This window comes from Cognatiluteimonas weifangensis, assembly GCF_003416885.1.
Lineage (GTDB): Bacteria > Pseudomonadota > Gammaproteobacteria > Xanthomonadales > Xanthomonadaceae > Cognatiluteimonas > Cognatiluteimonas weifangensis.
Genome location: NZ_QVPD01000010.1, coordinates 48,435 through 69,365, shown reverse-complemented (window position 1 = coordinate 69,365; position 20,931 = coordinate 48,435). Strand labels below are relative to the sequence as shown.

At 72.7% G+C, this 20,931-nt stretch carries 20 protein-coding genes; 13 read left to right on the top strand and 7 right to left on the bottom strand.

The window, feature by feature from the left end; genetic code table 11:
- Positions 1 to 62: 62 nt before the first annotated feature.
- Together D0Y53_RS09900 and D0Y53_RS09895 are read right to left on the bottom strand one after the other, a co-directional pair.
- Positions 63 to 2,261, bottom strand: a complete 2,199-nt coding sequence (locus D0Y53_RS09900; RefSeq protein ID WP_117203063.1) for a GGDEF domain-containing protein — start codon at positions 2,259 to 2,261, stop codon at positions 63 to 65.
- Positions 2,261 to 2,521 carry a putative signal transducing protein gene (locus tag D0Y53_RS09895; RefSeq protein WP_117203062.1) on the bottom strand — a complete coding sequence of 87 codons (261 nt, stop codon included), beginning with the start codon at positions 2,519 to 2,521 and terminating at the stop codon, positions 2,261 to 2,263. Before D0Y53_RS09895 ends, D0Y53_RS09900 begins: the two co-directional genes overlap by 1 nt.
- Before the next feature lie 117 nt (positions 2,522 to 2,638).
- On the opposite strand from D0Y53_RS09895, the gene D0Y53_RS09890 reads away from it, so the two are divergent.
- The 4 genes from D0Y53_RS09890 (at position 2,639) to D0Y53_RS13115 (ending at position 6,364) form a co-directional block, all read left to right on the top strand.
- Positions 2,639 to 4,426: a glutamine--tRNA ligase/YqeY domain fusion protein gene (locus D0Y53_RS09890; RefSeq protein WP_386724889.1), complete on the top strand. Its 1,788-nt coding sequence runs from the start codon at positions 2,639 to 2,641 to the stop codon at positions 4,424 to 4,426.
- Positions 4,427 to 4,554: 128 nt separating this feature from the next.
- Positions 4,555 to 4,932, top strand: a complete 378-nt coding sequence (locus tag D0Y53_RS09885; protein ID WP_147319052.1) for a hypothetical protein — start codon at positions 4,555 to 4,557, stop codon at positions 4,930 to 4,932.
- The gene (locus D0Y53_RS09880; protein WP_117203059.1) at positions 4,932 to 5,489 is read left to right on the top strand and encodes a nucleoside deaminase; all 558 of its coding nucleotides are present in this window, start codon (positions 4,932 to 4,934) and stop codon (positions 5,487 to 5,489) included. The genes D0Y53_RS09885 and D0Y53_RS09880 overlap by 1 nt, the downstream gene beginning before the upstream one ends.
- 176 nt (positions 5,490 to 5,665) lie before the next feature.
- Complete coding sequence (locus D0Y53_RS13115; protein WP_233511741.1) at positions 5,666 to 6,364, top strand: EF-hand domain-containing protein; 699 nt, start codon at positions 5,666 to 5,668, stop codon at positions 6,362 to 6,364.
- 36 nt (positions 6,365 to 6,400) lie between these two features.
- Here the strand turns inward: D0Y53_RS13115 and D0Y53_RS09870 are convergent, their stop codons facing one another.
- Both D0Y53_RS09870 and ubiH read right to left on the bottom strand, forming a co-directional pair.
- Positions 6,401 to 7,594 carry a UbiH/UbiF family hydroxylase gene (locus tag D0Y53_RS09870; RefSeq protein WP_117203058.1) on the bottom strand — a complete coding sequence of 398 codons (1,194 nt, stop codon included), beginning with the start codon at positions 7,592 to 7,594 and terminating at the stop codon, positions 6,401 to 6,403.
- Positions 7,591 to 8,811: a 2-octaprenyl-6-methoxyphenyl hydroxylase gene (gene ubiH / locus D0Y53_RS09865; protein ID WP_117203057.1), complete on the bottom strand. Its 1,221-nt coding sequence runs from the start codon at positions 8,809 to 8,811 to the stop codon at positions 7,591 to 7,593. Before ubiH ends, D0Y53_RS09870 begins: the two co-directional genes overlap by 4 nt.
- Before the next feature lie 72 nt (positions 8,812 to 8,883).
- Here ubiH and D0Y53_RS09860 point away from each other — a divergent pair, with 72 nt between their 5' ends.
- From D0Y53_RS09860 to D0Y53_RS09820, 9 genes are all read left to right on the top strand, one after another.
- Positions 8,884 to 9,459, top strand: a complete 576-nt coding sequence (locus D0Y53_RS09860; protein ID WP_117203056.1) for a DUF6580 family putative transport protein — start codon at positions 8,884 to 8,886, stop codon at positions 9,457 to 9,459.
- A 10-nt stretch (positions 9,460 to 9,469) separates the two neighbouring features.
- On the top strand, positions 9,470 to 10,033 hold the full coding sequence (locus D0Y53_RS09855; RefSeq protein ID WP_117203055.1) for a cob(I)yrinic acid a,c-diamide adenosyltransferase: 564 nt from the start codon (positions 9,470 to 9,472) through the stop codon (positions 10,031 to 10,033).
- Between the two features lie 118 nt (positions 10,034 to 10,151).
- Positions 10,152 to 11,090 carry a histone deacetylase family protein gene (locus D0Y53_RS09850; RefSeq protein ID WP_117203054.1) on the top strand — a complete coding sequence of 313 codons (939 nt, stop codon included), beginning with the start codon at positions 10,152 to 10,154 and terminating at the stop codon, positions 11,088 to 11,090.
- A 169-nt stretch (positions 11,091 to 11,259) separates the two neighbouring features.
- Positions 11,260 to 13,620, top strand: coding sequence for an LPS assembly protein LptD (gene lptD, locus D0Y53_RS09845; RefSeq protein WP_233511740.1), 2,361 nt, complete (start codon positions 11,260 to 11,262; stop codon positions 13,618 to 13,620).
- Entirely contained in the window at positions 13,617 to 14,963 is a 1,347-nt protein-coding gene (locus tag D0Y53_RS09840; protein ID WP_117203053.1) for a peptidylprolyl isomerase, read from the top strand. Before lptD ends, D0Y53_RS09840 begins: the two co-directional genes overlap by 4 nt.
- A 1-nt stretch (position 14,964) precedes the next feature.
- Positions 14,965 to 15,939 (top strand): 4-hydroxythreonine-4-phosphate dehydrogenase PdxA, encoded by a 975-nt coding sequence (gene pdxA, locus D0Y53_RS09835; protein ID WP_117203052.1) that lies wholly within the window; start codon positions 14,965 to 14,967, stop codon positions 15,937 to 15,939.
- Positions 15,936 to 16,754, top strand: coding sequence for a 16S rRNA (adenine(1518)-N(6)/adenine(1519)-N(6))-dimethyltransferase RsmA (gene rsmA / locus D0Y53_RS09830; protein ID WP_117203051.1), 819 nt, complete (start codon positions 15,936 to 15,938; stop codon positions 16,752 to 16,754). Before pdxA ends, rsmA begins: the two co-directional genes overlap by 4 nt.
- Before the next feature lie 35 nt (positions 16,755 to 16,789).
- Entirely contained in the window at positions 16,790 to 17,188 is a 399-nt protein-coding gene (apaG, locus tag D0Y53_RS09825) for a Co2+/Mg2+ efflux protein ApaG (RefSeq protein WP_117203050.1), read from the top strand.
- 22 nt (positions 17,189 to 17,210) lie between these two features.
- Entirely contained in the window at positions 17,211 to 18,089 is an 879-nt protein-coding gene (locus D0Y53_RS09820) for a symmetrical bis(5'-nucleosyl)-tetraphosphatase (RefSeq protein WP_117203049.1), read from the top strand.
- Positions 18,090 to 18,238: 149 nt separating this feature from the next.
- Here the strand turns inward: D0Y53_RS09820 and D0Y53_RS09815 are convergent, their stop codons facing one another.
- The 3 genes from D0Y53_RS09815 to lgt all read right to left on the bottom strand — a co-directional run bounded on the left by D0Y53_RS09815 (position 18,239) and on the right by lgt (position 20,528).
- Positions 18,239 to 18,739 carry a dihydrofolate reductase gene (locus tag D0Y53_RS09815; RefSeq protein WP_233511739.1) on the bottom strand — a complete coding sequence of 167 codons (501 nt, stop codon included), beginning with the start codon at positions 18,737 to 18,739 and terminating at the stop codon, positions 18,239 to 18,241.
- A gap of 64 nt (positions 18,740 to 18,803) precedes the next feature.
- Entirely contained in the window at positions 18,804 to 19,598 is a 795-nt protein-coding gene (locus D0Y53_RS09810; RefSeq protein ID WP_117203047.1) for a thymidylate synthase, read from the bottom strand.
- 18 nt (positions 19,599 to 19,616) lie between these two features.
- A complete protein-coding gene (gene lgt, locus D0Y53_RS09805) occupies positions 19,617 to 20,528 on the bottom strand; it encodes a prolipoprotein diacylglyceryl transferase (RefSeq protein WP_386724884.1) in 912 nt (303 codons plus the stop codon).
- Positions 20,529 to 20,931 lie beyond the last annotated feature (403 nt).

The following is a 20,931-nucleotide window of genomic DNA, read 5'->3' as shown; positions in this document are numbered from 1 at the left end:
CCGTGCGACGGCAGGCGCAGCAAGCGCCGGCCGCGGCGGCGCCGCGACCCCGGGCCGCAGCCTCAGGTAAACATCGCCGGCGCGACGTGCACGCAGTTGCGGCCGCCGCGCTTGGCCGCGTACAGCGCCTTGTCGGCGCGCTCGATCGCCGCCGCCGGGGTGCTCTCGCGCTCCAGCCGGGTGGCCACGCCGATGCTGACCGTCACTTTTTCCGCACGGCCCTCGTACTCGATCTCGCTGCGCTCCACCGCCGCGCGCAGGCGCTCGCCCATCTCGCGCGCATCGGCGCCGGCGCGACCGGGCAGCAAGGCCACGAATTCCTCGCCGCCGTAGCGGCCCAGCAGGTCGCCGTCCTCCAGCGCGCCACGCAGCGCCGCGGCGACCGCGCGCAGGCAGTGGTCGCCACCGGCGTGGCCGAGGCGGTCGTTGACCGACTTGAACCGGTCGATGTCGATGAACAGCAGCGACAGCGCCTGCTGCCGGCGGCTGGCATCCAGGAACGCGCGCGCCAGCCACTGGTCGATGCTGCGGCGGTTGAAGGCGCCGGTCAGCGCATCCAGCTCGGCCGAGCGCCGCAACTGCTCGGCCGCCAGCGTCTCGTCCACATGCAGGGTCGCCAGCCGCGCGAACTCGCCGGCCAGCGCCAGCTCCTCGGTGCTGAAGCCCTCCTCGCCGGCGCGCTGCAGCAGCAACAGGCCCCAGCCCGGAGCGCGGACCGGCAGCGGCACCAGCGCCTCGGTGGCGGCGCCCGCGGCCTGCGCCAGCGGCTGCTGCAGCGGCACGCCCTGGGCGGCGAGGCGCTTGAGCGGCAGGCTGCGCGCGGCGATGTCGTCGGCCAGCGCCTGCTTGCGCTGCGCGGGCTCCACCATCAGCAGGTGCTGGTCGTGGTAGTCGTGGGCGACCACCGCCGCGGTCGTCGTCGGCACCTGCGGCAACAGGTGTTCGAGCAGCAGCCGCGCCGCGGTCCATTCGATGTCGGCCACGGCCTGGTCGCGCAGGCGCGTGCGCAGCGCCAGGGTGAGGGCGTTGCGCGCGGCTTCGCGGGCCATGCGGCGTTCGCTGTCGACCCGCGCCAGATGGTCGCGGTCGCGCTGGTCGCGATATTCGCCGATCCGGCTGAACAGGCTTAGCGACAGCAGCGCCAGGGTCGCGACCGTCCCCACCTGGTAGCCGTAGCGCGTCCACAGCAGGTCCGCCAGCCAGCCGCGCGCCATGGCCTCGTTGGCGGCCACGGCGCCCAGCGTCAGCAGCGCCAGCACCAGGATCCACCCGGACAGCGCCAGGCGCCGGCGCACCGCGTCGCCCAGGATCACCACCCCGCCGATGCCGGTGCCGGCCACGACCAGCAGCGCCAGCGGCTGCATCCACGGCCGCAGCGGCGGCAAGTCGAGCAGGCACAGCGCCGCCAGCGCCACCAGCGCGTAGGCATAGCCTTCGAACAGGCGCGCCAGCGGTGCGCTGCCCCCGCGCAGGCTGGCGTAGCGCAGCAGCAACTGCACCAGGCTGGCCGCGAACAGCAGCAGCAGCGCCCAGATCGCCTGGCTGCGCCAGCCGGCGAGCAGGTCGAACACCGGCAGCTGGAACAGATGGCCGTTGCGCGCCACCAGGAACAGCAAGCCGGCCCCGGCGCAGACGAAGGCGGCGACGAACGAGCGCTCCCGCGTCACCGCGTACAGCACCAGCACGATCAGCGCCAGCATGAACAAGCCGGCATAGGCGGCGGCATTCAGCGCGACCGCCATGGACGCCAGCCCGACCGCATCGGACTCGCGCAACAGGCGCGGATGCAGGGCGCTGCGCACCGCGCCGCGGGCGTGCAGTTCCAGCACGATCGGGCCTTGCCAGTCGCCCGGCAGCGGGAAGGCGAAACCCGCCGGCAACCGCGACCGGGTGTCGCCGGGACGGAAGAAGTCGTAATCGGGACTGCGCCACGCGACCCCGCCGGCCGCGGGCCGTTGCAGCCGGACGGCATCCACCGGGTCGCGACCGAGCCAGACGACCCAGCGCGAGCGGTTCGCATCCGGCGGCGGCAACTGCAGGTGCAGGCGCGCCACCGCCTCGCGCGTCGCCCCGCCCGGCAGCAGCAGGACATCGTTCTGCGCTGCGCCCGCGCCCGCACCCAGCGCCTCGACCCGGATCGACCCCTGGTCGCCGTCGCCCCAGGCCATCCCGACCACGCCGGCCGCGAACAGACCGAGCAGCAACGCCAGCCCGGCGGCGAAGATCCCGTCCCGCAGGAGGCGATCGCGCGACACCGCCATCAGGCCGGTTGCAGGCCGTCGGGGCACACCTCGGGGCGCACGGGCTCGCCGGCGCACAGCGGCAACGCTTCGACCAGCGCCCGCGCCTGCGGCCAGCAGGTGTCGGCCACGCAGACGGCGAGCAGGCCGCAGGCCGGCAGTTGCCCGACTCCGCCGAGCAAGGCCTCGCCGCGCACGAACGCCGGGATCCCGGCGTCTTCGAGCGCATGCCGCACCAGGTGCGCGTCGATCAGGTTGGCGGGCTCGTACACGACTCGCATGCATCAACTCCCTAATCCATTAGCCAACATTTAGCAACTTCCATGCCAATGCTCGGGCCGGAGCCCGTCGCCAGGCCCTCGGCTACACTGCACCCTGCTTCCCTCGATCCTCGCCCCGTGTCCCAGCCCCCCGCCTCCGCCGCTGCCGACCACTCTACTCCGGCGCCCGCCGGCGCTCCTGCGGGGCGGCAAGAGGCCATCCGCCAGGATTTCATCCGCCAGATCGTCCGCGACGACCTCGCCAGCGGCAAGCACGCCGCGATCCGCACCCGCTTCCCGCCCGAGCCCAACGGCTACCTGCACATCGGCCACGCCAAGGCGATCTGCCTGGACTTCGGCATCGCCGCCGAGTTCGGCGGCCGCTGCAACCTGCGCTTCGACGACACCAACCCGGCGAAGGAAGACCCCGAGTACGTCGCCGCGATCCAGGAGGACGTGCGCTGGCTCGGTTTCGAATGGGCCAGCCTGCGCCATGCGTCGGACTATTTCGACGTCTTCTACCGCGGCGCCGAGAAACTGATCCGCCAGGGCGACGCCTTCGTCTGCGACCTCAGCGCCGATGAAGTGCGCGAATATCGCGGCACCCTGACCGAACCGGGGCGCAATTCGCCCTGGCGCGACCGCAGCGTCGAGGAAAACCTGGACCTGTTCCGGCGCATGCGCGCCGGCGAGTTCGCCGACGGCTGCCGCACCCTGCGCGCGAAGATCGACATGGCCTCGGGCAACATCGCCCTGCGCGACCCGGCGATCTACCGGATCAAGCACGTCGAACACCAGAACACCGGCAACGCCTGGCCGATCTATCCGATGTACGACTACGCGCACTCGCTGTCGGACGCGATCGAGGGCATCACCCACTCGCTGTGCACGCTTGAGTTCGAGGATCGGCGGCCGCTGTACGACTGGTGCGTGGACAAGGTGGACCTCGCGGGTCATCCGGAATTGCTGCAGCCGCTGCTGGACCGCGGCTTCCCGCTGGAGGCCGGCAAGCCGCGCCAGATCGAGTTCTCGCGGCTCAACTTCAACTATCTGGTGATGAGCAAGCGCAAGCTGCTGGCGCTGGTGGAGGACGGCCTGGTCGACGGCTGGGACGACCCGCGCATGCCGACCCTGCAGGGCATCCGCCGCCGCGGCTACACGCCGTCCGCGCTGCGGCTGATGGTCGACCGGGTCGGCATCAGCAAGCAGAACTCGCTGCTCGACATCTCGATCCTGGAAGGCGCGCTGCGCGACGACCTCGACGCCGCCGCGCCGCGGCGCATGGCCGTGGTCGAGCCGCTGAAGCTGGTGCTCACCAACCTCGGCCCGGACCACGAGGAAGCCCTGACCTTCCCCAATCATCCCAAGGACGCGTCCTTCGGCGAGCGCAGCCTGCCGTTCTCGCGCGAGCTGTGGATCGAGCGCGAGGACTTCGCGGAGGTGCCGCCCAAGGGCTTCAAGCGCCTGACCGTGGGCGGCGACGTGCGCCTGCGCGGCGCCGGCATCGTGCGCTGCGACGAGGCGGTCAAGGACGCCGCCGGCAACGTGGTCGAGCTGCATTGCACGCTCGACCCGGACTCGCGCCCGGGCATGGAAGGCGCCAACCGCAAGGTCAAGGGCACCATCCACTGGGTCAGCGCGAAACATGCCGTGCCGGCGGAGATCCGCCTGTACGACCGCCTGTTCAGCGTGCCCGATCCGGACGCGGACGAAGGCGGCAAGACCTACCGCGACCACCTCAACCCGGATTCGCGCCGCACCGTGACCGGCTACGTCGAGCCGGCGGCGGCGCAGGCCGCGCCCGAGCAGTCGTTCCAGTTCGAGCGCCTCGGCTACTTCGTCGCCGACCGCCGCGACCATCGCGTCGACGCTCCGGTATTCAACCGCAGCGTCACCTTGCGCGACACCTGGGCGCAGAAAGGCTGACGATGGCGGCGCGCCGGCTCGCGCTGTCGTGCGCATGGCTGGCGCTGGCCACGGCCGCCTGCGTGGCGCCGCGCCCGCAGCCCGCGGCCAGCCCCGCGGAGTCGCAAGCGCCAGCCGCAGACGCAGGCATGCCGCAGAGCACCGCACCGGCCACGACCGCACCGGCCGCGGCGCGCGACCTCGACCAGCTGCGCAAGCGCCAGGTACGCACCGGCGGGCCGCTGCCGCCGCGGGCGCTGCCGGAACCGGTCGCGCTCGACCGCAGCTGCCGCACCGACGCCGATTGCACGGTCAAGGACATCGGCAACTGCTGCGGCGCGTACCCGGCCTGCGTGCACAAGGACAGCCCGACCGATCCGGCCGCGGTCCGGGCGCAGTGCGCGCGGACGGGCTCGCTGTCGGTGTGCGGCTTCCGCGAGATCGACGGCTGCCGCTGCATCGACGGCACCTGCAGCGAGCTGCCGGCGGCCGCTCCGCTCGCGCCGCCGGCCCCGGAGCCGCACTGATGCTGCCGGCGCAACTGCACCTGACCCTGCCGGTGTGGGTCCACGACCTCGACCTGGCGCACAGCTTCGCCGGCGACGCGGCCAAGGTCGCGCTGGCGGTCGAGCTGTCGCAACGCAACATCGACGAACGCAGCGGCGGTCCTTTCGGCGCGGTGGTGTTCGACGCCGCCGACCGCGTGCTCGCGATCGGCGTCAACCGCGTGCTGCCGCAGAACTGCTCGCTGGCGCACGCCGAGACCATGGCCTGCATGCTGGCCCAGCAGCGCCTGCAGCGCTCGCGGCTCAACGAGGACGGCGGCCGCATCACCCTCGCCACCTCCTCGCAGCCGTGCTGCCAGTGCTACGGCGCCACCTTCTGGGCCGGCATCGACCGGCTGCTGATCGGCGCCCGCAGCGAGGACGTGATGGCACTGACCGACTTCGACGAAGGCCCGCTGCCCGCGGACTGGGTCGGCGAGTTGCAGCGCCGCGGCATCGAGGTGGTGCGCGACCTGCACCGCGACGCCGCCTGCGTCGTGCTGCGCGCCTACGGCGAACTGGGCGGCACGTTCTACTGAAGCGGGCCCGTGCGGCCGCAACCGATCCCGGCCGCGCAGCGGGCATGCCGCGGCACCCGCAGGAATCCGGAGAGACTGAACGCACCGGAAACCGTGCCGCGCGAAGGCACCGGATTGACACGGGATAGACCCGGCCCTGCCTAGGGTGGCGCTTCCCCCACCCAGAGGCGCCTCCGATGACCTGCAGAACCCCGACACTCATCCTCGCCTTGCTGGCCGCGCTGGGCTGCGGCGGCCAGGCGTTCGCCCAGACCCAGGAACAGCAGCAGGCGCAGCTCGACGCCAAGGCCGCCAGCGACGACGCGCAGCAGGCCACGGCCGCCGCTTCCGAGGCCCAGGCCGCGGCAAGCACGGCCGCCGACCTCAGCGCCACCCAGCCGCAGAATCCCGCCGCCGCAGCCAACGCCGCCGTTGCCGGCCAGAGCGCAGTCCAGGCCAGCACTGCCGCCGGCACGGCGATCGGCGCCGCCACCAACGCCAACGCGGTCGCCGACGACGCCGCCACCGGCCACCTGCAGACCAAGGCCGCGTCCGATTTCGCCGAGCAGTCGGCCGATGTCGCGCAGGCAGCGAGCCAGGCGGCCGTCGATGCCGCCCGCGACGCGCAGACCGCCACCGAGGCCGCCGCGCAGGCGACGGTAAATCCGCCGCCGGCCATGCCCGCCGCGCAGGCCGACGTGACCGTGACCTCCAGCCCCGGCAATTCGATCGTCGGCGACTACGAAATCGATTTCGGCACGCTGGACGCCAACCACAACGGCAGCATCAGTCGCGGCGAGGCCCGGAGCAACGCCACGTTGACCGCCGAATTCAACGCGGTGGACCACGACCACAACGGCAGACTCAGCCAGGACGAGCTCAAGGGCTGGATGTAGCCGGCCGCCGACTGGCGCGTTCGCCCGACGCCGCGCTCAGAGACCGGCAGCGCGGCGCCACAGCTGCTGCGCCACCGGCGGCAGCCGCCCGGCCAGCCCGAGCAGCGGACCGCGCAGCAAGGTCGCGGCCACCGCATCGCTGCGGTAGAGACGGTTGATGCCGTCGAACGCATAGGCGGCCAGGGCGTTCTCGCTCTTGCGCCGGCGCGCCCAGCGCGCCAGCCGCGGCGCCGCGCTCCAGTCCGCGCCGGCGGCCTGCGCCGCGAGCACGCCGTCGCGCAGCGCGGCGACGTCGCGCAGGCCCAGGTTCACGCCCTGCCCGGCCAGCGGATGCACCACATGCGCGGCATCGCCCAGCAGCAGCACGCGCCCGGCGACGTAGTCGCGCGCCAGTTGCCGGCGCAGCGGGAACGCGGCCCGCGGCGACAGCGCGCGCACCGCGCCCAGGCGCGCATCGAAGGCGCGGGTGAGTTCGCGTGCGAAGGCGGCGTCGTCCAGCGCCAGCACCCGCCCGGCTTCGGCGTCGGGCAGGCTCCACACGATCGAGCAGGCGCCGTCGGCGCAGGGCAGGAACGCCAGCGGCCCGCCCGGCAGGAAACGCTGCCATGCGGTGTCCTCGTGCGGGTACCGGGTGGCGACATAGCCGACCACGCCGCGCTGCCTGTAGTCGTGGCGATCCACCGCCAGGCCCGCCAGCTGGCGCAGGGTCGACTGTGCGCCGTCGGCGGCGATCGCGATCCGCGCCTGCAGCCAACTGCCGTCGTCCAGCTGCAGCCGCACGCCCGCCGCATCCGCGCCCTCGCCGCCCTGCTCCAGCGCCACCACCCGCGCCGGGCAGCGCACGCGCACGCCGGCGACGGGCAACGTCGCCCACAGACGCTCCAGCAGCAGGCTCTGCTCGACGATCCAGCCCAATTCGCGGCGGCCGAAGGCGTCGGCGTCGAACCGCAATTCGCCGCCGCCGGCCGCGTCCCACACCCGCATCCGCCGGTAGGGCTGCGCGCGCGCGCCGCGGATCGCGTCCCACACCCCGAAACCGTCGAGCAGCGCCGCGTTGTCGGCGGCGAGCGCGTAGACGCGCAGGTCGGGTTGTTCGCGGCGCCACGGCGCCGGCGGCGTGCCTTCCACCAGCGCGACCTGCAGCCCGGCCCGCGCCAGCGCCAACGCGCAGGCCGCGCCGACCACGCCGCCGCCGACCACCACGGCTTCGAGTCCGCCGCGGCGGCTCATGCCTGCCCCCCGCGGCACAGGCGCGGCACCTGGCCGCGATACCCCATCGCGCCGCCGACCAGCAGCGCCTGCAATGCAGGCAGGCGGTCCAGTGCCAGCAGTCCGGCGCTGCGCAACGGCCGCAGCAGCGGCGCCGGGTTCGCGGTCAGCCGCGCCAGGCCGTCGGAGAACGCCAGCGTGCGGTCGCGATCCTCGCGCCGGCGCTGCACGTAGGCCGCCAGCAAATCGTCGGCGCCGGGGTCGGCGCCGTCCTCGATCAGCTCCGCCAGCGTCAGCGCGTCGCGCAGGCCCAGGTTGAACCCCTGCGCGCCGAGCGGATGCACCGCCTGCGCGGCATTGCCGACCAGCACCGCGCGCGGCGCGACCAGGCGCTCGGCGCACACCCGGACCGCCGGATACATGCTGCGCGCCCCGACCGCGAGGAACGCGCCGACGCGCCAGCCGAAGGCGCGCTGCAGGCGGGCGAGGAACGCACCATCTTCCAGCGCCGCGACCGCCTCGGCCTCCGCGCGCGCCACGCCGTGGACCACGCCGTAGTGGCCGTCGCCGCGCGGCAGCAGCGCGGTCGGGCCGTCCTCGCCGAAACGCTCGTAGGCGGTGCCGTCAGGCGCGCGCGCGCTGCGCACCCGGGCCACGAACAGGGTCTGCGCGTAGTCGTGTTCCTGCGCGGCGATGCCCAGCGCCTCGCGCACGCCGCTGCGGGCGCCGTCGGCGGCGACCAGCAGCCGCGCCGACAACGTGCGCTCGCCGACTTCGTCGCGGATCCGCAACGTGCGCGCATGGCCATCGACACCATCGACGCCGACGCAACGCGCCGGCCGGTAGCGGGTGAGGCGGGTCAGCTCCGCCAGCCGCGCCTCCAGCGCCAGACCGAAATCGCGCGCGACCACCACCTGGCCGAACGCCTCGCGCCCGTAATCGGCGGCGTCGAGCCGGACCCGGCCGAAATCGCCGCGGCGGCTGACGTGGATGCGGCGCACCGGCGCCGCCGGCGCCTGCAGTTTCTGCAGCACTCCCAACGCGGTCAGCGCCTGCACCGTGGCTTCGGCGAAGCTCAGGTTGCGCTGGTCGAACACCGCCGGCAGGGTGCCGGCCGGCGTCGCCTCGACCAGGGCGACATCGACGCCGATCCGCTCCAGCGCGATCGCCAGGCTGGCGCCGACCAGGCCGCCGCCGACGATCGCCACGTCATGCCGTGCTTGCGCGCTCGCGTTCATGCCTGCCGGTGAGAGGTCGCAGGTGGGGTGCGCTATGCTAACGGTTCCGGCTCCACTACCCGCGTGCATCCGATGAACCGTCCCGCTTCCGCCACCCTGTTCGCCCCCGGCCCGCTGCTGCTGACCGGCCTGATCGTCGCCGCCGCGCTGACCCGGCTGCTGCCGCATCCGCCGAATTTCTCGCCGGTGGAGGCGATCGCGCTGTTCGGCGGCGCGTACTTCGCCTCGCGACGCTGGGCGCTGCTGGTGCCGCTGCTGGCGCTGCTGCTGTCCGACCTGGTGCTGGGGGCCCTGCACGGCGCCGACTACGCCAGCTACCTGGGCAGCCTCAGCTTCTGGTCGGTGTACGCCTGCGTCGCCCTGTCGAGCGTGCTCGGCTTCGGCCTGCGCGGCAAGGTCGCGGGCGCGCGGGTGCTCGGCTACTCGCTGCTCGGCTCGGTGCTGTTCTTCGCGGTCACCAACTTCGGCGCCTGGCTGGCCTCGCCGCTGTATCCGCAGGACGCGGCCGGGCTCGGCGCCGCCTACCTCGCCGGCATCCCGTTCTTCCAGTGGACGCTGCTGGGCACCCTGACCTACGCGGCGGCGCTGTTCGGCGGCTTCGAGCTGCTGCGCGCGCGCCTGCCGGCGCTGCGCACGCAAACGGTGTAGGCCAGCCGTCATGGGCAACCGGCTGTCGAAGATCTACACCCGCACCGGCGACGACGGCAGCACCGGCCTGGGCGACGGCACCCGGGTGGCCAAGGATGCGGCGCGGGTCGCCGCCTACGGCACCATCGACGAGGCCAACTGCGCACTCGGCGTACTGCTGGCGGCACCCGTTCCCGAGGACATCCGCGAGCTGCTGACCACGATCCAGCACCAGCTGTTCGACCTGGGCGGGGAGCTGTGCATTCCCGGCCATGCCGCGATCCACGACGCCGACGTCGACGCGCTGGAACGCGCGCTGGACGGCTACAACGCCGACCTGCCGCCGCTGAAGGAATTCATCCTCCCCGGTGGCGGCGAAGCGGCGGCGCGCTGCCAGCTGGCGCGCACCATCGTCCGCCGCGCCGAGCGCGCGGTCGTTACCCTGGCCCGCGACGAGGTCGTGCGGCCGCAGGCGGGTCGCTACCTCAACCGCCTGTCCGACCTGCTGTTCGTGCTGGCGCGCGTGCTGGCCCGCGCCAGCGGCCAGGGCGAAGTGCTGTGGAAGCACGAGCGCCGCAAGCCCGCGTCCGCCTAGCCGGCGCTCGCGAGACCTACCGGCCGCCGGCATCTGCCGGCCCTCCGGATCGTGCTGATCGGATCGGCGTGCCGCACGCCGGCGACGTGACGCTTGCCGGCCCCGCCAGCGGTCGGCCATGACACTCGCGGTCTACACCCACGCCGCATGCCTGGGCCACGATCCCGGGCCCGCGCATGTCGAACGCCCCGAGCGGCTGTCCGTGGTGACGCAAGCCTTGCGCGACGCCTTCGGCGACGCCCTGCACTGGCGCCAGGCGCCGCGCGCGAGCCGCGGCGCCCTGCTGCGCGTGCACGCGCCCTCACTGCTGCACACGGTGCTGGAAACCCGCCCGACGCAGCGGCTCGCGCTGGATCCGGACACGCTGCTGTCGCCTGGCTCCGCCGAAGCCGCGTTGCGCGCGGCCGGCGCCGCGGTGGCGGCGGTCGACGGCGTGCTCGGCGGCGACGACCGGCGCGCGTTCTGCGCGGTGCGTCCGCCCGGCCACCACGCCAGCGCCGACACCGCGATGGGCTTTTGCCTGTTCAACAACGTCGCGGTGGCGGCGGCGCACGCGCTGGACCGGCACGGGCTGGCGCGCGTGGCGATCGCCGATTTCGACGTCCATCACGGCAACGGCACCCAGGCGATCTTCGAGCGCGAGCCGCGCGTGCAGTACCTGAGTTCGCACCAGCGGCCGCTGTACCCGGACAGCGGCGGCGGGGACGAGCGCGGAGTCGGCAACCTCGTCAACGCGCCGTTGCCGCCTGGCGCCGGTGGCGCGGAGTTCCGCACGGCCTGGCGCGAGCGCCTGCTGCCGGCACTGGAGGCGTTCGCGCCGCAGCTGCTGCTGTTGTCGGCCGGCTTCGACGCGCACTGGCGCGACCCGCTGGCGCAGTTGCGGCTGCACGCCGACGACTTCGCCTGGCTGACCCGGGCGCTGGCCGCGGTCGCCGCGCGCCACGCGCACGGCCGCATCGTCTCGGTGCTGGAGGGTGGCTACGATCTGGACGCGTTGCGCGCCTGCGCGGTGGCCCATGTCGGCGCGCTGCTGGCAGCGCCGGCAACGACCGACTGAGCGGGCCCGGGCGTCGGCCGATGCCGGCGCCCGGCGCGGGACGCGCCGCCGGAGCCGCACGCCGGAACCCCGTCACCCCCCGCGGGCGCCCGTGCCGGCGCCGGTGCCGCATTGCCGCTGTCCATGGGATGCGGCAAGCTAACGGCCGTTTCCGCCCCACGGACGCCTCGTGCGCAAAGCCCTCCGCCTGCTGCCGTTGCCGTTGTGCATCGCCATGTCGCTGACGGCGCAGGCCGCCGAGGACCGCCCCGAGGACTGGCGCCTGTGCCCGCTGCAGGAGGCGGTGCCGGCGTTCGCCGATGCCCAGCCGCCGGTCGGCAGTGCCGATGCCCGGGCCGCGCAACCCACCGACATCGAGGGCGACCAGCTCGCCGGCACCGAATCGAAGCCGGAATTCGAAGGCAATGTCGCCCTGCGCCGCGGCGACCAGTTCCTGGGCACCAACAAGCTCACCTTCGACAGCGACAGCGGGCACTACGTCGCCGACGGCAGCGTGCGCTACCAGGATGCGGGCATGCGCCTGGTCGCCGACAGCGCCGAGGGCAACCAGAACGCCGACACCCACAGCATCCGCAACGTGCGTTACCAGCTGGTGTCCCGGCGCGGCAACGGCGGCGCCGGGCACATCGAGATGCACGGCGCCCAGGGCGCGCTGTACGGCGCCACTTATTCGACCTGCCCGCCCGGGCAGCGCAGCTGGGAACTGCGCGCCGAGCGCATCGACGTCGACACCGAGGCCGGCACCGGCGTGGCCCGCAACGCGATCCTGCGGGTCGGCAAGGTGCCGGTGCTGTACGTGCCCTGGTTCCCGTTCCCGATCGACAACCGCCGCCGCAGCGGCTTGCTGTACCCGAGCGTCAGCTCCTCCGGCCGCAACGGCTTCGACTACCGCCAGCCGATCTATTTCAACCTGGCGCCGAACTACGACCTGACCCTGACGCCGCGGCTGATGACCCAGCGCGGCGTGCAACTGGGTTCGCAGTTCCGCTACCTCACCGACACCGGCCGCGGCACCCTGGAACTGGAATACCTGCCTTCCGACCAGCTGACCGATCGCGAGCGCGAGCGCGAAACCGCCGAATTCCTCGCCGGCGGCTATGCGCTGGACAACCGTCGCGGCGAGGACCGCGGCCGCTTCCATTTCGATGCCCGGCAGGACCTGTTCGGCAGCTGGCAGGCGCGCACCAACCTCAACTGGATCAGCGACCCGCGTTACCTCGAGGACTCCAGCAACAACGTCGACGGGCTGGCGCCGTACCGGCTGCGCAGCGACATCGGCATCTACGGCCACGGCCGCTACTGGGACGCCGGGGTGATGGCGGACCACAGCCAGCTGTCGGACTACACGCTGCGCGACATCAATCTGCCGCACGATCGCCTGCCGCGCGCCTATGTGCGCTGGGAGCAGCCGTTCGGGCGCTGGCTGACCGCGGGCCTCGACGCCGAAACGGTGCGCTTCCAGCATCCGGACCGGGCCGGCGGCAGCCGCGCGGACTTCAAGCCCTTCGTCGGCATGCCGCTGCAGGGCGCCAGCTGGTTCCTGACCCCGAAGCTGGCCTGGCGCTACACCGGCTACCGCCTCGACGACGCGCTCGCCGCCACGCTGGGCGACGACGCGCCGCACCGCAGCCTGCCGATCGCCTCGCTGGATGCGGGGCTGTTCCTGGACCGCGAAACCAGCTTCGGCGGCGAGAGCTACCTGCACACGCTGGAGCCGCGCCTGTTCTACCTGCGCGTGCCCTACCGCGACCAGGCCGGGCTGCCGTTGTTCGACACCCGGCCGATGACGTTCAGCTGGGGCCAGCTGTTCCGCGACAACCGCTACACCGGCGCCGACCGCCAAAGCGACGCCAACCAGCTCACCCTGGCCGTGTCGACGCGGCTGCTGCGCCAGTCCGACGGCCGCGAGAAACTGTCCGCCAGCCTCGGCCAGATCCGCTACTTCGACGCGTCGCTGGTCACCGCGCCGCGGGAGACGCCGGTGGAGCGCGGCAAGTCCGCGTGGGTCGCCGACGCCAGCTACGCGATCAACGACCGCTGGAGCCTGGGCGGCTCCTACCAGTGGGACCCCAAGTTCCGCCGCAAGGATCTGGCCAGCGTCCGCACCCGCTACCTGATCGGCGACGACGGCATCGTCAACCTCGGCTACCGCTACCGCCGCGACCTGCTGGAACAGGTGGACTTCAACTTCCTCTACCCGCTGAGCCCGGCGTGGAGCGTGGTCGGCCGCTACTACTACTCGCTGCAGGACCGGCAACTGCTGGAAGGCATCGCCGGCTTGCAGTGGGACAGCTGCTGCCTGGCGGTGCGCCTGGTGGGGCGTCGTTACCTGCACAACCGCGAGGGCGACTTGAGCAATTCGATCCAGCTGGAGATCGAGCTCAAGGGGCTGGGTTCGGCCGGCGCGGACACGGAGTCGCGTTTGCGCCGTGCTATCCTCGGCTACTACCGCGAGGACCTCTACCTCGTACCGCCGTCGGAAGTCAGCGGCAGCGACGACGACGCCAACTCCCCCGACCCGATGCCATGAACAGACTGCTCGCCTGCCTCCTTGCCGTTGCCGCCGCGTTCCCGGCCGCCCAGGCCGCCGCCCAGCAGCTGCAGCCGATCGACCGCATCGTGGCGGTGGTGGACGAGGACGTGGTCCTGCGCAGCGAGCTCGACCGCGCGCTGGGCAACGTGCTCTCGCAGTACGCCACCCGCCAGGACCAGTTGCCGCCGCGCGAGGTGCTGGAGAAGCAGGTGCTCGAGCGCCTGATCCTGGTGAAGCTGGAAACGGCCCGCGCCCGCTCCTCCGGCATCAACGTCAGCGACCAGGAAGTCGACGCCGCGCTCGCCAACATCGCGCAGCAGAACAACATCGGCCTCGACCAGCTCGGCGCCCAGCTCGCCCGCGACGGCATGACGATCGCCGACCTGCGCAGCTCGGTCCGCGACGAGATCGCCATCCAGCGCCTGCGCCAGAGCTTCGCGCAGAGCCGGATCAGCGTCAGCGAAGGCGAAGTCGACGCCGCGCTGGCCAACCAGGCTGCCGGCAACCAGTACCACCTCGCGCACATCCTGGTGGGACTGCCGGAAGGCGCGACCCCGGACCAGATCGCCGCCGCGCAGCGCAAGATCGAAGGCATCAAGGCGCAGCTCGACCGCGGCGAGATCGATTTCGCCGCGGCCGCGGTGCGCTATTCCGACAGCCCCAACGCCCTGGAAGGCGGCGACCTGGGCTGGCGCAGCCTGGACGAGATCCCGCCGGTCTTCGCGCAGGCCATCAGCAGCATGCAGGCCGGCCAGATTCTCGGCCCGATCCGCGGCGCCAGCGGCTTCCAGCTGCTGCAGTTGGTCGACACCCGCGACGCCAGCGCCGCGGCACCGCGTACGGTGACGCAACTGCAGGCGCGCCACATCCTGGTGCGCGCCGGCGAGGACGGCGACGCCGCCGCCCAGGCCGAGCTGGAGACCCTGCGCGCCCGCATCGCCGGTGGCGCCGATTTCGCCGCGCTGGCGCGGGAACACTCCGAGGACACCGCCACCGCCGACAAGGGCGGCGAGCTCGGCTGGTTCGCGCAGGACGCCTACGGCCCGGACTTCGGCGCCCAGGTCGCGGCGCTGCAGGACGGCCAGGTCTCGGCTCCGTTCAAGACCCAGGCCGGCTGGCACATCGTGCAGCGCGAAGGCGCGCGTCAGGTCGCCGCGGCCGACGACAACCGCCGCCAGCTGGTGCGCGAGAGCATCGGCCAGCGCAAGCTGGAGGAAGAGTGGGACCGGTTCCTGCGCGAGATGCGCGGCGAGGCCTACGTCGACATCCGCCTGGCCGAGACCGCGGCGGCGCCCGCGATCGCCGCCCCGCCCGCGACCGCCCCGGCCGACGGCGACTGAGATGCCCCGCCCGCGGCTGGCGCTGGTCCCGGGCGAGCCGGCCGGCGTCGGCCCGGAGCTGTGCGTGCGCGCCGCGCAGCGCGCCTGGGAGGCCGACCTGGTCGTGTTCGGTGATCGCGGCAGCCTGCAGCGCGCCGCGGCCGCACTGGCGCTGCCGCTGGCCTTCGCCGCCGCCGACGCCCCGGCGGCCCCGGGCGTGCTGCCGCTGGTGGACATGCCCCACCCCGTCGCCGCCCGCTTCGGCACCCCCGAGCCGGGCAACGCCGCCAGCGTGATCGCCGCGCTGCAGGCCGCCGCCGGCGCCTGCCTGCGCGGCGACTGCGACGGCCTGGTCACCGGCCCGGTGCACAAGGCCACGATCAACGCCGGCGGCATCGCCTACACCGGCACCACCGGGCTGCTGGCCGCCCAGGCCGGCCGCGAGGTGGTGATGATGCTGGCCAACGCCATCGTCCGGGTGGCGCTGGCGACCACCCACCTGCCGCTGCGCGCGGTCGCCGACGCCATCACCGTCGAAGGCCTGCAGCGCACGCTGCGGATCCTGGAGGCGGCGTTGCGCGAGGAGTTCGGCATCGCCGCGCCGCGGATCGCGGTGCTGGGCCTGAACCCGCACGCTGGCGAGGACGGCCACCTCGGCCGCGAGGAACTGGACGTCATCGCCCCCGCGCTCGCCGCGCTGCGCGCGCAGGGCATGCGCCTGAGCGGCCCGCTGCCGGCCGACACCGCATTCCTGCCGCAGCGGCTGCGCGAGTGCGACGCGGTGCTGGCGATGTACCACGACCAGGGCCTGCCGGTACTCAAGTACAGCGATTTCGCGCACGCGGTGAACCTCACCCTGGGCCTGCCCTACCCGCGCGTGGCGGTGGATCACGGCACCGCGCTGGACCTGGCCGGCAGCGGCCGCGCCGATCCGTCGAGCCTGTTCGCCGCGATCGAGGCCTGCACGCGGCTGGCACGCCACCGGCGCCACGCGTGAGCCGGCGCCCCGCCCCCGCGCACGACGCCGACGGCTTCCGCCGCGAGGCCAAGAAACACCTCGGCCAGAACTTCCTGCACGAGCGCGGGGTGATCGACAAGATCGTGCTGGCAATCGACCCGCGGCCCGGCGACCGCATCGTCGAGATCGGTCCCGGCCAGGGCGCGCTGACCCTGCCGCTGCTGGACCGCCTGGGCGCGCTGACCGCGATCGAGTTCGACCGCGACCTGCTGGTGCCGCTCGCCGCCGCGGCGCGGGCGCACGGTGCGCTCACCCTGCTCAACGCCGACGTGCTCGACGTCGACTTCGACGCGCTCGCCGGCGACACCCCGATCCGGCTGGTCGGCAACCTGCCCTACAACCTGTCCTCGCCGATCCTGTTCCACGCCCTGGCGCACGCCGCGGCGATCGTCGACATGCATTTCATGCTGCAGAAGGAAGTGGTCGAGCGCATGGCCGCCGCCCCGGGCAGCAAGGTCTACGGCCGCCTGAGCGTGATGCTGCAGGCGTACTGCGCGGTGACGCCGCTGTTCACGGTGCCGCCGGGCGCGTTTCGGCCCGCGCCCAAGGTCGAATCGGCAGTGGTGCGGCTGCGGCCGCGGCCGCCGACGCAAGTCGGCATCGTCGATCCGGCGGGGTTCGCGCAACTGGTGCGCGCGGCTTTCGGCCAGCGCCGCAAGACCCTGCGCAATGCCCTGGCCGGGGTCGCCGACGGCGCCATGATCGAGGCCGCCGGCCTGCGCCCGGACGCGCGCGCCGAGCAGCTGTCGGTGGCCGATTTCATCCGCCTGGCCAACCTGCGCGCGGCCGCCTAGCCCGCGCGTTCACGCTTCGCGCTTACACTGTGGCCATGAACGACCGCACCCGCGACGACGGCGGCGACTACGTCCTCGACATCGACGTCGCCACCCGCTACCTCGACGAGCAGTCCGAACCGGCCCAGGACCGCTACGTCTTCGCCTACACCATCCGCATCCGCAACGACGGCAGGCAGCCGGCGCGGCTGCTCGGCCGCCACTGGCGGATCACCGACGCCAACGGCAAGGTCGAGGAAGTCGTCGGCGACGGCGTGGTCGGCGAGCAGCCCTGGCTGTGGCCCGGCGACGACTTCACCTACACCTCCGGCGCGGTGCTGGGGACCAGCCTGGGCACGATGCAGGGCAGCTACGCGATGCTGGCCGACGACGGCACCCGCTTCCGGGCGACGATCCCGGCCTTCACCCTCGCCGTGCCGCGCACGCTGCACTGAGGCGCAGCATGGACCGGCCGGCATGAGCACCTGGGCGATCGGCGACCTGCAGGGCTGCTACGCGCCCACGCAGCGGCTGCTGGAGCGCATCCGCTTCGATCCCGCGGTCGACCGGCTGTGGTTCTGCGGCGACCTGGTCAATCGCGGCGGGCAGTCGCTGGAGACGCTGCGGCTGGTGCATTCGTTGCGCGCCCACTGCGTGACCGTGCTCGGCAACCACGACCTGTCGCTGCTGGCGATCGGCGAACGCCGCCCGGAGGAGCAGCGCCGGGTCAATCCCGACCTGCAGCGCGTGCTGTTCGCGCCCGACAGCGGCGAACTGCTGGCGTGGCTGCGCAAGCAACCGCTGCTGCATGCCGACCGCACGCTGGGCTGGATGATGGTGCATGCCGGCCTCGCCCCCAAGTGGACCACGACCCTGGCCGAAAAGCACGCGCGCGAAGTCGAGCAGAAGCTGTGCGGCGACGGCTACCGCAAGCTGCTGAAGAACATGTACGGCGACCGCCCCGAGTGGTCGCCGAAACTCGCCGGCAGCGACCGCGACCGCGCCATCATCAACGTGTTCACGCGCCTGCGCTTCTGCACCCCGCGCGGGCGCATCGCCTTCGACGAGAAAGGCCCGCCCGGCACCCAGCAACCCGGCCTGTACCCGTGGTACGAAGTGCCCGGGCACGCCGCGCGCGACCTGCGCATCGTCTGCGGGCACTGGTCCGCGCTCGGCCTGTTCATCGGCCACGGCGTGCACGCGCTGGATACCGGTGCGGTCTGGGGCGGCAAGCTGACCGCGCTGCAGCTGGACAGCGAGGAGCTGCGCATCGTGCAGGTGCCGGGCCGCGACGTGCCGGCCTCGCCGCCGCAGCCGCGGCCACGTCCCGTCGCCATGGCGATGCACAAGCGCTGAGGACCGCGCGACGTTGCGGCGGCGGACTGCCGCCCGGAAGCCGTTCCCGCGGCCCGGCGGCGGCATGTCCGCCACCGACCGCCCCGGACAATGCGGTGCCATCGACATCCGCTTCGCCGGGCACGCCGTCCGCGCCCGCCCGGTCGTACTCAGGGCACGCGGGCGTAGTCGATGAATTCGAAAGCGAAGGCATGCTTCGCGTCGCCGGCATGCGGCTGCCGCGAGACGACGCGCCAGGCCGCCGGGTCGAACCGCGGGAAGAACGCGTCGGCGCCGGCCACCACCGTATCGACCCGGGTCAGATGCATGCTCGCCGCCGACGGCAAGGCCAGGGCGAAGACTTCACCGCCGCCGATCACGCACAACTCGGCGGCGCCATCGCCGTCGGCTGCCGCCAGGGCCGCCTCCAGCGAATCGACCGCTTCCATCCCCGCGAACGGCACCGTGCCGCCACGCGTCATCACCAGGTTGCGCCGCCCCGGCAATGCGCGTCCCAGCGACTGCGCGGTCCGGCGGCCCATCAACAGCGGCTTGCCCAGGGTCAGCGCCTTGAAGCGCCTGAGGTCGTCGGGCAGGTACCAGGGCAGCGCATTGCCCTTGCCGATGGCGTAATCGCGGTCGAGGGCGGCGATCAGGGAAAGCTCGGTCACGTCCTTGCCTTGTCGTCGGTGGCGGGGGGAACGGCGGCGGATGCCCGCGCCCATGCCGGCGGCATCACACCGCCACCGGCGCCTTGATCGCGGGCAGCGGGTCGTAGCCTTCGATGGCGATGTCGTCATAGCCGAAAGCGAACAGGTCGTCGACGCCAGGATTGAGGCGCAGGCGCGGCAATGGCCGCGGCTGTCGCGCCAGCTGCTCGCGCGCCTGCGCGAAGTGGTTCACGTACAAGTGCGCATCGCCCAGCGTGTGCACGAAATCGCCGACCCCCAGCCCGCAGACCTGCGCCACCATGTGCGTGAGCAGCGCGTAGCTGGCGATGTTGAACGGCACCCCGAGGAAGATGTCGCCGCTGCGCTGGTACAGCTGGCAGCTGAGCTTGCCGTCGGCGACGTAGAACTGGAACAGCGCGTGGCACGGCATCAGCGCCATCTGCGGCAGGTCGGCGACGTTCCAGGCGCTGACGATCAGCCGGCGCGAATCCGGGTTGCGCCTGATTTCCTCGATCACCCACTGGATCTGGTCGATCTCGCGTCCATCGCCGCTACTCCAGCGTCGCCACTGCTTGCCGTAGACCGGGCCGAGCTCGCCGTCGGCGTCGGCCCACTCGTCCCAGATCGAGACCTTGTTGTCCCTGAGGTAGGCGATGTTGGTGTCGCCCTTCAGGAACCACAGCAGTTCGTGCACGATCGAGCGCAGGTGCAGCTTCTTGGTGGTGAGCAGCGGGAAGCCTTCGTTCAGGTCGAAGCGCAGCTGCCAGCCGAACACCGAGCGGGTGCCGGTACCGGTGCGGTCGGCCTTGTCGGTGCCGTGTTCGAGCACGTGGCGCAGCAGGTCGAGGTACTGCTTCATGGCAACGTCTGCATCGCGTCAGTCTTTCGCCGCTGTCGCCGGCTGCGGCTGCAGCGTCGGCGAGCGCCGCGACAGCCACAGCCAGAACAACCCGACCGCCACCAGCGGCAGGCTCAGCAGCTGGCCCATGGTCAACCAGCCGAAGGCAAGGTAGCCCAGCTGCGGGTCGGGCACGCGCACGAACTCGACCGCGAAGCGGAACACCCCGTACAGCACCGCGAACACCCCCGCCACCGCATAGCGCGGCCGCGGCCTGCGCGAGTACCACCACAGCGCCGCGAACAGCACCACGCCTTCCAGCAGCGCCTGGTACAGCGGCGAGGGATGGCGCGCGTAACGGTCGAGCGCGCCGCTGGCCAGCTGCGCCTGCAGTTGCGCCGGGCTCAGGCCCGCGAGCGTGGCTTCCGCATGCGGGAACACCACGCCCCAGCCGCCTTCCGTGTACTTGCCCCACAGTTCGCCGTTGATGAAATTGCCCAACCGCCCCAGCCCCAGCCCCGGCGGCACCAGCGGCGCCACGAAATCGATCGCATCGAAGAAATGCAGCTTGCGCCGCCGCGCCCACCACCAGGTCGCCACGCACACGCCCAGCAGGCCGCCGTGGAAGCTCATCCCGCCTTCCCAGATCTTGAACACCTGCAGCGGCTGCGCGATGTAGGCCGGCAGGTCGTAGAACAGGATGTAGCCCAGGCGCCCGCCGAGGATCACGCCGAGCATGCCGTAGAACATCAGGTCGCCGAAGCCGGTCTCGTCGACGCTCGGCAGGCGGCCGGCGCGGATGCGGCGGCGGCCGAGCCACCAGGCCAGCCCGAAGCCGAGCAGGTACATGACCCCGTACCAGTGCACCGCCGGGTGCAGGGTCAGGCCGAACAGCGAGAACTGCGGCAACTGGATGGCGATCGGATCGATCTGGTGCAGGTAGGGCGCCACCGGCGGCTCCGGGATGGGGAGCCCCTATTGTGCCGTGCAAGACAGGAGCACGCTCGCCCGATTCACAACGCGCGCCGCACGCCGCGTCATGCACTTGCGGGCTTTCGGCTCTTCCCTTGTCCGGGAGCGCGGACTTCGGACGAGTCGCGGCCCGGCGGGTCGGGGGTGCTGCGCCCTCCTGACGACGTCCTGTCTTTGAGTCAGGCCGCAGGCCATCCATGGCCTGGCTTCGCGTGATCGGCTTCGGAGGGAGTCGCCGCCCGGCAGGCTGGGGGTGCTGCGCTCTCCTGACGACGTCCTGTCTTTGAGTCAGGCCGCAGGCCACGCATGGCCTCGCTTCGTGTGATCGGCTTCGGAGGGAGTCGCCGCCCGGCGGGCTGGGGGTGCTGCGCCCTCCTGACGA

What these genes read in the sequence shown, in the direction of transcription:
- apaG (WP_117203050.1), top strand. Translation starts at nt 16,790, where the DNA reads ATGAACGACCGCACCCGCGACGACGGCGGCGACTACGTCCTCGACATC.
- D0Y53_RS09810 (WP_117203047.1), bottom strand. Translation starts at nt 19,598, where the DNA reads ATGAAGCAGTACCTCGACCTGCTGCGCCACGTGCTCGAACACGGCACC.
- D0Y53_RS09840 (WP_117203053.1), top strand. Translation starts at nt 13,617, where the DNA reads ATGAACAGACTGCTCGCCTGCCTCCTTGCCGTTGCCGCCGCGTTCCCG.
- ubiH (WP_117203057.1), bottom strand. Translation starts at nt 8,811, where the DNA reads ATGAACGCGAGCGCGCAAGCACGGCATGACGTGGCGATCGTCGGCGGC.
- pdxA (WP_117203052.1), top strand. Translation starts at nt 14,965, where the DNA reads ATGCCCCGCCCGCGGCTGGCGCTGGTCCCGGGCGAGCCGGCCGGCGTC.
- D0Y53_RS09820 (WP_117203049.1), top strand. Translation starts at nt 17,211, where the DNA reads ATGAGCACCTGGGCGATCGGCGACCTGCAGGGCTGCTACGCGCCCACG.
- D0Y53_RS09860 (WP_117203056.1), top strand. Translation starts at nt 8,884, where the DNA reads ATGAACCGTCCCGCTTCCGCCACCCTGTTCGCCCCCGGCCCGCTGCTG.
- D0Y53_RS09850 (WP_117203054.1), top strand. Translation starts at nt 10,152, where the DNA reads ATGACACTCGCGGTCTACACCCACGCCGCATGCCTGGGCCACGATCCC.
- D0Y53_RS09885 (WP_147319052.1), top strand. Translation starts at nt 4,555, where the DNA reads ATGCCGCAGAGCACCGCACCGGCCACGACCGCACCGGCCGCGGCGCGC.
- D0Y53_RS09855 (WP_117203055.1), top strand. Translation starts at nt 9,470, where the DNA reads ATGGGCAACCGGCTGTCGAAGATCTACACCCGCACCGGCGACGACGGC.
- D0Y53_RS09895 (WP_117203062.1), bottom strand. Translation starts at nt 2,521, where the DNA reads ATGCGAGTCGTGTACGAGCCCGCCAACCTGATCGACGCGCACCTGGTG.
- D0Y53_RS09900 (WP_117203063.1), bottom strand. Translation starts at nt 2,261, where the DNA reads ATGGCGGTGTCGCGCGATCGCCTCCTGCGGGACGGGATCTTCGCCGCC.
- D0Y53_RS09870 (WP_117203058.1), bottom strand. Translation starts at nt 7,594, where the DNA reads ATGAGCCGCCGCGGCGGACTCGAAGCCGTGGTGGTCGGCGGCGGCGTG.
- D0Y53_RS09880 (WP_117203059.1), top strand. Translation starts at nt 4,932, where the DNA reads ATGCTGCCGGCGCAACTGCACCTGACCCTGCCGGTGTGGGTCCACGAC.
- D0Y53_RS13115 (WP_233511741.1), top strand. Translation starts at nt 5,666, where the DNA reads ATGACCTGCAGAACCCCGACACTCATCCTCGCCTTGCTGGCCGCGCTG.